The organism is uncultured Negativibacillus sp. (assembly GCF_944388365.1).
In the GTDB taxonomy this organism is placed as follows: domain Bacteria; phylum Bacillota; class Clostridia; order Oscillospirales; family Ruminococcaceae; genus Negativibacillus.
This window is the reverse complement of sequence record NZ_CALXIN010000069.1, coordinates 1-9,935: the sequence shown is the minus strand read 5'-3', so window position 1 is coordinate 9,935 and position 9,935 is coordinate 1. Positions and strand designations below refer to the sequence as shown.

Sequence of the window (9,935 nt, the reverse complement as noted above, 5' to 3'; positions counted from 1 at the left end):
GCTGTGGAAAGACAATCATGTAGCGGTGCTGGGTGTTGATGACGCCGCTCTGCTTGGCAATCAGTTGTCCCGAAGTGGTATCCAAGCGATTGTAGGTGGTCAAAAACAGAGTGTCCTCGTCCAAAGCATCCTCATAGCCAGGCAGCGGCGATAAGGTTGGAATCTCGATGGTGCCGTCGTTGTCGATGTCGCGGCAGAAGAGATTCTGTGCCGGACGCAAGGTGTTCTGCGACAAAGAGGTCTGTGGTGTATCCAGAAGGTTTGTCAACGCCGGTGAGCCATCCTCTCTCAGCCGTGCACCGATGACATCGGTGACCTGAAAGGAGGTTTCATACAGATCGACGGTGCTGTCCAAGAACAAAGCTCTTTGACCGTCGTGTGTTTTCCCTGCCTGAATGCTGTCAAAGCTGACGATGCTGTGAGACAGAGTCGCTGAATCGACCGTTTCAAAGCCGTTTTCGGTGCAGCAGGCAAGAAAAACCAGTGTGGACTGCGGCTGCTGGGTGAACAGTACCAGGTCGGTGGTTCCGTTTTCATCCAGATCCGTGATAGCAACCTCGTCGTATTCCCGTTCATACATCGACAGCAGACGACCATTCTGATAGTTATAAGCGATGATGGTCTTGCTGCTGCGGGTATCCTCCCAGCCGATGACCAGGCTGATGGTTTTGCTGTCCAGCAGGTGTTCAAACGAGACAAAGTCGATGTTGGTGGTCGAATCCGGTGCAGGAGTTTCGCAGACCGAGATCCACTGTCCGCTGCTGTCGCGGTCGAGAATATTGATCCAGGTGGCATCTCCTTTGGAAGAACTCTGGTAAAAGACCAGTGCTTCCTCGCTGCCATCGCTGTCGATGTCATAAAAGATAAACGAGGAGCGGTAGTCGCCGCTCTGTGGATATTTGTATTTAATGTTGCTGTCACCCGAAACGCGGGACAGTGCATTGCGGATTTCTGCCTGTTCCTGGGTGAGCACCGGCGGGCTCATCAGATCTTCGATCGAGGTTTGCAGGCGGGAACAGCCGGTGGAGCCGAGCATCATCCACGCTGCACAGCCGGCGGCCAGCAGGCGATTGAGAAAAGACAAAGCCTCTCCTCCTTCCCGTAAAAGGTGCGTTGATTTTTAATACATACATCACCATTATAACCTATTTGGGGAAAGGTTGTAAACGGGCAAAGCAAAAACTCTGCCTAAACCTGTGCCGACACAGGAAAAAGATGGCAGAAAAAAGGATAAACAACCGCTTTGACCGGAAAGAAAATGGTGTTCATCGCATTATTAAAAGACAAAAAAGAAAACATTTTCTGATTTACAAAAAAAAGACCTGCCTTTTTAGGGGCAGGTCTTTGGGGAGTTTTCAAATCAGCGAATCTCAGCAAGGTCGGAAAGCAGCGCCTGTGCGGATGCGTCGGATGGAATAGGGTAGCGGGAGAGGCAAACCTCGGTGATGTCGGCGCTGTCTGGGGAGCAGCTGCGTTTAAACTGTCCGGCAAAGAAGCGGTTGAGGAAAACCTTGAGCTTTTCCAGGATGTAGGACGAGGAGAAGATGCCGGAAAAGGCAAGGCAGGCGTAGTAATACAGCTTGCGCGGCGGGAAGTTGTAGCGCAGCAGATAGTACAGGAAAAAGTCGTGCAGGTCGTAGCTGCCCAGAATATCCTCGGTTTTCTGCTGAATCTTGCCGCTCTCGTCCGGCGGCAGCAGCTCAGGGCTGACCGGTGTATCCACAATGTCGCGCAGGATGCTGCCGACGTTTTCCTCAAACCGTCCGCACAGGAAGGTGACCATCTTGCGGATCATCGTCTTGGTCAGACAGACGTTGACGTTGTAGTTTGCCAGGTGGTCGCCGCCGAAGGTGCACCAGCCCAGCGCATCCTCGGACATGTCGCCGGTGCCGACGACCAGACCGCGGCAGCTGTTGGCAACATCCATCAGGATCTGGGTGCGCTCACGGGCCTGCGCATTTTCGTAGGTGACGTCCCGCAGCGAAGGATCATGGCCGATGTCCTCGAAGTGCTGCAGTACCGACGCCTTGATCGAGATGTCCCGATTTTCTGCACCCAGCGCCGAGATCAGGCTCAAAGCGTTGTAGTAGGTGCGGTCGCTGGTGCCAAAGCCAGGCATGGTGATGGCGATGAGGTTTTTATCGGGCAGCTCCAGCTGACGAAGTGCCTGGTGGCTGACCAACAGCGCCAGCGTGGAGTCCAATCCACCCGATACACCCAGCACCAGATGATGCAGACCGGTGTTGATGACGCGGGCAACCAGACTCTGTACCTGAAAATCAAACAGGGTTTGCAGATATTCCTCGGCCTCCTTGCCCTCGCATGGCAGGAAAGGATCGGAGTGAACGGTGCGCATCAGACCTTTTTTGCCCTCGGTTTCACGGAGGATAATATCAGGCTGACGTACCGCGGAGAAGCGCTGGCTTGCGCTCAGAATATCACAGTCGAGGTCACGGCAGAAGGCAAAGCTTTCCAGCGCATGGGTGCCGTCCTCAAAGCTTTCGCCGGTGTGGTTAGCCAGCATCTGTCCGCATTCACAGATGGCGGCATGTCCCTGAAATGCCAGCGGACTGGAGGTGTCGCCCTGTCCGCCGCGGACAAAGGCGATAGCGATGCCAAAGGTTTCGCTCAGTGACTGCACCAGACGCAGTTCCTTCTGTGCCGTTTCTGCATAGGCAGGCTCATAGCAAGGAACCAGCACCGCCTGACAGCCGGTTTTTACTAAGCGCGGCAGATGCAGCGCAAGGTCACTGACCGGACATGGACAGATGCAGAAGCTCAGCTGTGAACAGTGAAACAGGGTGTCCCAGCTGCGCAGAAGGCCATTGCGGTCATCGGTGTAGTAGCCTTCGACCGGATCGACCGAACACAGCGGTCCGTAACCGGCAGCAGGCAGGTAGCAAACCACTTCACCGTCCTGTACAACGGCGATGACATCGGTGTTTTTGCCGTAGATATTTTTAACAAGTCCGACAATGATACAGCTGTGGTTCTGGGCGGAGGCAGAGCGGATCTGATCGAGCTGTTCCTCGCACAGATGGGCGACCGCTGCACTGTGCAGCAGTGCGCCCGAGGAAGGCGGACACAGTGCCAGACGAGGAAAGAGCATCAGATCGGCGTTCAGATTGCCGCTTTCTTCCAAAAGGTCACAGATTGATTCTCCGCAGAACTGCGGATTGCCGCTGCCGACGCGGTTGACGCAGCAGCAAAGACGGACGACAGAATTCATAACACAACATCCTTTCGGCAAAGAATTGGGGTTTAAAATGAAAATGCACCGGTGCTGACGGGGCGACACAGAAACGCACCCTCCAGCAGGGGATGATTTTGCAGCAGATCGGTGCAGCGCAGAGCGCGCTGAGGACTGTCAAACAGTCCAAACAGTGCGCTGCCGCTGCCGCTGAGCAGAGCGCCGAGCGCACCGTTTTGCAACAGCAGCTGACGGCAATCATGCAGCTGCTGCTTCTCCTGTTCGGAGCAAAGCTCTTCAAAGACGTTCTGCATGGCACCGGCGATGGCTTCTGTTTTGCCGGTGGACAGTGCAGCGATCATCTTCTGCACATCGGCATGTGTATAGGGAGCAGTGTCACAGCGGGCAAAGGCGGCCTTTGTGCTGATGCCAAAGCGCGGCTTGATGATGACAATGGGACAGTCCGGCATCGGCGGCAACAGAGAAAAATCCTCTCCGATGCCCTGCGCACGCTGAGTACCGCCGCGCAGACAAAAGGGAATGTCCGCTCCGATGGCAAGTCCGATCGATTCGAGCTGTTCGAGCGAACAGCCTGCGCCGGTCAGAAGATCCAGTCCGGCGAGTACGCCAGCACCGTCGGCGCTGCCGCCGCCAAGTCCTGCCATCATTGGGATGCGCTTGACAAGGTCGATGTGCAGGCTTCCCGACAAAGGAATACCGTTTTTTTCAAAAAAGGCGCGGGCACAGCGGACAGCGATGTTTGTCTCGTCACAGGCAAGTGCGGCGCCGCTCTCCACTGTACAGCTCATGGTGATTTGAGGCTTACCAGGGTGCAGCGAAAGGGTCAGTGTGTCATACAGGCTGACCGTCTGCATCACCATGTCCATCTCGTGATAGCCGTTGGGGAGCTTCCCGACGATGTCCAGCGAGAGATTGATTTTACAGGGGGCTTCGATGGTGATCTGTTCCATCCGTCCTTCCTCCTCTATTTTTGATTACACAGGGTTATTTCCGCCCGCGGATGTGGATGGCGCGTACCGGACACATCTCGTGGCAGCAATAGCAGCGGATGCACTGCTTGTAATTGATGTGCGCCTTGTGGTTTTGAATCTGGATGGTATGCGGCGGGCAGCTCTCGGCACACTTGCCGCAGCCGATGCACTTGTCCAGATCGATGCGCGGCTTTGGCGCAAGCAGATGTTTTGCGCCAAAGCGCACGGCAGGCTGCAAAAAGCGCGGCACATTGCCGGAAAAGTCGATGGTCGTGGAGCGCGGATGCTGGAAGTCTGCAATCTGGCAGGGCAGAGCATCGGGGTTTATAATCAGCAGGTCGGCGTCATTTTGCGGGCACAGTCCGCGCTCGATGCAGCTTTGGACGGTGGGAACCTGCTGCGGCGTCATAGCAATCAGCGCGCACAGAAAGCGGTCCAGACAGAAGGGACTCTGCGAGGCGATCAGGCAGTTGGTTTTGCGCATTGTACCGCCCGAAGGACCGTTGCCCTCCATCGACTCGACTGCATCCATCACCGTCAGCACAGGAGCGACCGTCTGGCACAGGTCGACCAGCATACCGGCGAAATCGTTTTTGTTCTGGAAACGGTAGTGCAGCTGCGGCTTTTGCAGACCAGGGATGCAGCCAAACAGGTTTTTAACGCCGCCGGACAGACCGGTCATACAGTGAGTTTTGAGCTTGCCCACCGATACGATTACATCTGCCTGACGCACAGGGTCGATCAGATTAAATTCGGAGCAGAGTTTTCCCTGCTGTACCGCGACAGCGCCGCTGCCGGTGTCGAAATTGAGGACGGCACCGGTCTGGTCGGCGGCTTGCTGCATTCCACAGGTGGTGTAGATGGCGCGCAGTTGGGTGGGATTATACAGTCCGCCAGGAGAGTCGGCGATGACAATCTGGGCAGGATGGGCGCGCTTGATCTGTTCAACGACGGCGCGCACCACCTGCGGATGGGTGGTGGTCGCTTCCTCGGGACGGCGGCGCATCAGCAGGTTTGGCTTTACCAGCACCTTTTTTCCGCAAAACAGGGAAGGGTCGATGCAAAGCTCCTTCCACAGCCGCTCGACCGCTCTGTCGATGGTCTGCGGCTGGTAGTCCTGTGCCTTCACCATCACAATCGGTGTATCTTTATATTCTTTTTGAGAAGTTGACATGGGACAAAACCTCCGGTTTGTAAGCAGTTTCTCCCTGCATTACAGCAGGCGAAGCATGCGTGGATTACGCTTTTTAAAGAAGGCAAAGTAGGAGAAGCCCGCTTCCTTTGCCATATCCATCGCGCACTCGATGCCTGCACCAAGGTCCTGGGCACGGTGTGCGTCCGAACCAAAGGTGAGGATCTCGCCGCCGAGGTCGCGGAACAGCTTGACATATTCCAGCGTCGGCGAGGTCTGACTGATTTCGCGGCGCAGACCGGCGGTGTTGATCTCCAGACCCAGTCCATTGTCGGCCAGCGTGCGCAGAATTTCGGCGATCAGGTCCCGATACTGGCTCATATCGACCTGAATATGATACTGTCCGGTGATGTAACGCAGCGGATAGGTCATGTGCGCCAGAGTGTCAAAGGCGCCCCACTGGCACAGCTCCAGCATTTCCTCATAGTAGTGCTGTAAAACCAGTTCGACATTGAGTCCCGAAAAATCGACGTAGGCATAGTCGTCCATGTAGCGGTCGCAGTGCAGCGAGCCGATGACAAAGTCAAAGCGGTATTTGCGCAGCACCGATTCCGCTTTTTCGATATTGCGGGTGGCCTGTCCCATCTCGATGCCGCTGGCAACCAGCAGACGTTGGTCAAAGGCCTGGCGTGCGCGGCCTGTTTCCATAAAGGAGTTGCGCAGACAGATATCCGCCTGATCCAAATTGAGATTTAATTCATAGTGGTCGGTGATGCAGATGCCCATCAGGTTTTTCTGCTGGGCGTGCTCACACAGAAAGCTGATCGAGTGTTCCCCATCGTGGGAATTATCCGAATGAACGTGGCTGTCAAACAGATTGCTATACATCAAAGAAGTCCCCCTTCTCTTGTTTTCTCCCAATCAAACCGCGGTGTTTCGGTTTTAGGGGCGTTTCTGAAAAAGTAAATCTATTATCAACAATTATACCATCTTCCGCCCGCTTTGTCCTGTATTTTGCACAGTTTGCAGAAAATAAATCCATCGCTGCATAATTCTGGAAAGCAGGGGCAGAATTTGGACAGCAAACCAAAAAGACATCGGAGGAAAACAAAATGAAGGACAATTTCAAGATGAAGATACATTCCAAAGGCAAACATTTCTGGATGGCAGTGGCGATGGTGTTTTTATGTAACCTGATGCTGGTGACCGCCGTTGACAGCGCCGTCTTTGCAAAAGGGTGTGAGGAGCTGTACGATGGAGTGCTGCGGCTGCATATTCTGGCAAATTCGGACAGCGACGAGGACCAGGCGCTGAAATTGAAGGTGCGCGACCGCGTGCTGAAAACCGCCCACGAGCTTGGATTAGGGCAGGACTGCGACAGTATGGAAGAGCTGCTGGTGCAGGCAGAAGAACTGCTGCCGCAGCTGGTGGAGGCAGCGCAGGACGAAGTATATCAGAACGGCAGCACCCAAAAGGTCACTGCCTGCATCACCACTATGTACTTTGATACCCGCGAGTATGAGGACTTTACCATGCCGGCTGGAGAATACCGCGCAGTGCGCTTTTGTCTTGGCAGCGGACAGGGCCACAACTGGTGGTGCGTACTGTTTCCGCAGATGTGTCTGCCGATGGCTTTTGAGGAACCGGTAGAAACGGATTTTTCTGCCGCACAGCTGCGGGTGTTAAACTCCTCTCCAAAGTATGAGCCGCGCTTTGCACTGCTGGAATTGCTGCAAAAAAACACACAGCAGAAAGAGGACGAAAAGAAGGCGGAGGACAAGCCGGAAACCTTGGGACTGCTGGACTTTGCAAAGACGGTGCTTTCCTCTGCGAATCCACAAAGCCGGCAGGCAAAATAAACGGACACAGCAGCATATCTGCCAAAAAGTGCAGAAGATGCTTGACAAGCGATAGGGGGAAGATTATAATTTGAAGCGTAAAAAGGCAGGGAAAAGATCAATCCTGTGGAAAACGGCCAACAGAGAAAAAACCCATCGGCTGAAAGGTTTTGCCGCAATCGAAGCAGGAGCGCCATCTTGGAGCTGGCGGTGAGGAGCCGCACGTCGTTCCGGCGTTAACGGAAACGCAAAGCGGCAGAGGAAATTTCTTCTGCAATTTGGGTGGTACCACGGGAGTTTTTTAGCCCTCGTCCCAATCGGGACGGGGGCTTTGTTTTTTTATTTCGCCCGATGATTTTTCACCCTGCCAAGAGAAAAGTATGAAAACTGGATGTAAAAGGAGAATGAACACCGATGAAATGGACAGGACTTAACGAACTGCGCGAACAGTTCCTTTCCTTCTTTGAAAGCAAGGGTCATACACGTCTGCCAAGCTCCTCGCTTGTGCCGAAAAACGACAAGAGCCTCTTGCTGATTAACTCCGGCATGGCGCCGCTGAAAAAATACTTCCTGGGACTGGAGACACCTCCGAACCATCGTGTCACCACCTGCCAGAAATGTATCCGTACCCCTGATATCGACAGCGTCGGCCACGACGACCGCCACGGCACCTACTTTGAAATGCTGGGCAACTTCTCCTTCGGGGACTACTTCAAGGCAGAGGCAACCGCATGGGCATGGGAATTTCTGACCAAGGTGCTGGAGATTCCGGCAGACAAGCTGTGGATTTCCGTCTATGAAGAGGACGACGAAGCTGCACAGATCTGGACCGAAAAGGTCGGCATCCCACCGGAGCGCATCGTTCGCTTTGGCAAAGAGGACAACTTCTGGGAGCACGGCTCCGGCCCATGCGGTCCTTGCTCGGAGATCTACTTTGACCGCGGCGAAGGCGTCGGCTGTGGACGTCCGGAGTGCAAGGTCGGATGTGACTGCGACCGCTTCATGGAGATCTGGAACCTGGTATTCTCCCAGTTTGACTCGGACGGCAACGGACATTATGAGCGTATGCCAAAGCCAAACATCGACACCGGTATGGGTCTGGAGCGTCTGGCTTGCGTTATGCAGAATGTCGGCAACCTCTTTGAGGTAGATACCGTTCAGAACATCATGAAACACATCTGTCGCATCGCAAACGTCGAATACAAGCAGGACGAGAAGAAGGACATCTCGCTGCGCGTCATCACCGACCACATCCGTTCTACTACCTTCATGATCGGCGACGGCATCCTGCCATCCAACGAGGGCAGAGGCTACGTTTTGAGAAGACTGCTCCGCCGCGCTGCCCGTCACGGCAGACTGCTCGGCATCCAGGGAACCTTCCTGCACGAAGTTGCAAGAACAGTTATCCAGGAAAACGAGGGCGCATATCCGGAACTGCGTGAAAACGAGGACTATATCGTTAAGGTTATCAAAGCAGAGGAAGAGCGTTTCCAGAAGACCATCGACCAGGGTATGGAGCAGCTTCAGCAGATGATCGCTTCCTTCGACGGCAAGGGCGGCGTGCTCTCCGGTGAGGATGCTTTCCGTCTGTACGATACCTTCGGCTTCCCAATCGACCTGACCCGTGAGATTCTGGGCGAACAGAATATCACCATCGACGAGGAGGAATTCACCCGTCTGATGAATGAACAGCGCGTCCGTGCAAGAGAGGCAAGAAAGGATGTCAGCGGTTGGAGCACCGATTCCATCGACCTGACCGCGCTGAGCGCAACCACCTTCACTGGCTACCAGACCCTTGAGCAGGAAGCTTCGGTGATGGCTGTTATTTGCGACGGCAGCTTTGCTGACGGCGTAGAGGAAGGCCAGAGCGCAACCCTCATCCTCAATCAGACTTCCTTCTATGGCGAATCCGGCGGTCAGGTGGGCGATACCGGCGTCATCGTCTGCGGAGACAATGTCTTTACCGTACAGGACACCAAGAAGGACCACGAAGGCCATTTCATGCACATTGGTACCATGACCAGCGGCAGCATCAATACCGGTGATACCGTCTGCGCCAAGGTAGATGCACTGCGCCGCAGACGCATCATGTCCAACCACTCGGTCTGCCACCTGCTTCAGCTGGCACTGCGAGAGGTACTGGGCACCCATGTTCATCAGGCAGGTTCCTACTATGATGAGCACCGCTGCCGCTTCGACTTCAGCCACTTCTCCGCAATGACCGCCGAGGAGATTGCAAAGACTCAGGATCTGGTCAACAAGATGATTCTGGAAGGCAATCCGGTTGTTATCGAGGAGCTTCCAATCGCAGAAGCCAAGAACAAAGGTGCAATGGCACTGTTCGGTGAGAAATACGGCGACATCGTCCGCGTCTGCACCATGGGCGACTCGGTTGAGTTCTGCGGCGGTACCCATGTTCACAATACCTGCGAGATCGGTACCTTTAAGATCATCTCCGAGTCCTCGGTTGCAGCAGGTGTCAGACGTATTGAGGCAGCAACCGGCATGGGCGTGCTGGAACTGCTGAATAACGCAGAGGGTATCATCGGCGCAGTCGCTTCCGAGTTTAAAGCAGCTGGTCAGGCAGAGGTTGTTGCCAAGGCACAGGCAGTTGCAAAGGAACTGAAAGCACAGGCAAGAGAGATCGAATCCCTGCAGGCACAGCTTGCAAACGGCAAGATCAAGGAGCTGTTTAAAAATACCGTCACCGTCAAAGGCGTACGCTATATCCATGCAATCCTCAAGGATACCGCTTCGGACAGCCTGCGTACTCTGGGCGACCA

7 protein-coding genes are annotated in these 9,935 nt (G+C 54.6%); 2 read left to right on the top strand and 5 right to left on the bottom strand.

The window, feature by feature from the left end:
• The 5 genes from Q0L39_RS08880 to Q0L39_RS08860 all read right to left on the bottom strand — a co-directional run.
• The coding region (locus tag Q0L39_RS08880) for a hypothetical protein (RefSeq protein WP_296628483.1) at window positions 1-1,084 on the bottom strand (1,084 nt) is incomplete at its 3' end.
• Between the two features lie 276 nt (window positions 1,085-1,360).
• On the bottom strand, window positions 1,361-3,229 hold the full coding sequence (gene nadE, locus Q0L39_RS08875; protein WP_296628482.1) for an NAD(+) synthase: 1,869 nt from the start codon (window positions 3,227-3,229) through the stop codon (window positions 1,361-1,363).
• 32 nt (window positions 3,230-3,261) lie between these two features.
• Window positions 3,262-4,161 (bottom strand): 4-(cytidine 5'-diphospho)-2-C-methyl-D-erythritol kinase, encoded by a 900-nt coding sequence (ispE, locus tag Q0L39_RS08870; RefSeq protein ID WP_296628480.1) that lies wholly within the window; start codon window positions 4,159-4,161, stop codon window positions 3,262-3,264.
• 34 nt (window positions 4,162-4,195) lie between these two features.
• Window positions 4,196-5,356, bottom strand: coding sequence for a DUF362 domain-containing protein (locus tag Q0L39_RS08865; RefSeq protein ID WP_296628478.1), 1,161 nt, complete (start codon window positions 5,354-5,356; stop codon window positions 4,196-4,198).
• Window positions 5,357-5,395: 39 nt separating this feature from the next.
• A complete protein-coding gene (locus Q0L39_RS08860) occupies window positions 5,396-6,202 on the bottom strand; it encodes a histidinol-phosphatase HisJ family protein (protein ID WP_296628476.1) in 807 nt (268 codons plus the stop codon).
• Window positions 6,203-6,426: 224 nt separating this feature from the next.
• Between Q0L39_RS08860 and Q0L39_RS08855 the strand changes: the two genes are divergently transcribed.
• Together Q0L39_RS08855 and alaS are read left to right on the top strand one after the other, a co-directional pair.
• On the top strand, window positions 6,427-7,173 hold the full coding sequence (locus tag Q0L39_RS08855) for a stage II sporulation protein R (RefSeq protein ID WP_296628474.1): 747 nt from the start codon (window positions 6,427-6,429) through the stop codon (window positions 7,171-7,173).
• A 393-nt stretch (window positions 7,174-7,566) separates the two neighbouring features.
• A partial coding sequence (alaS, locus tag Q0L39_RS08850; RefSeq protein ID WP_296628472.1) for an alanine--tRNA ligase occupies window positions 7,567-9,935 on the top strand: 2,369 nt, incomplete at its 3' end.

What these genes read in the sequence shown, in the direction of transcription:
- nadE (WP_296628482.1), bottom strand. Translation starts at nt 3,229, where the DNA reads ATGAATTCTGTCGTCCGTCTTTGCTGCTGCGTCAACCGCGTCGGCAGC.
- ispE (WP_296628480.1), bottom strand. Translation starts at nt 4,161, where the DNA reads ATGGAACAGATCACCATCGAAGCCCCCTGTAAAATCAATCTCTCGCTG.
- Q0L39_RS08860 (WP_296628476.1), bottom strand. Translation starts at nt 6,202, where the DNA reads ATGTATAGCAATCTGTTTGACAGCCACGTTCATTCGGATAATTCCCAC.
- Q0L39_RS08855 (WP_296628474.1), top strand. Translation starts at nt 6,427, where the DNA reads ATGAAGGACAATTTCAAGATGAAGATACATTCCAAAGGCAAACATTTC.
- Q0L39_RS08865 (WP_296628478.1), bottom strand. Translation starts at nt 5,356, where the DNA reads ATGTCAACTTCTCAAAAAGAATATAAAGATACACCGATTGTGATGGTG.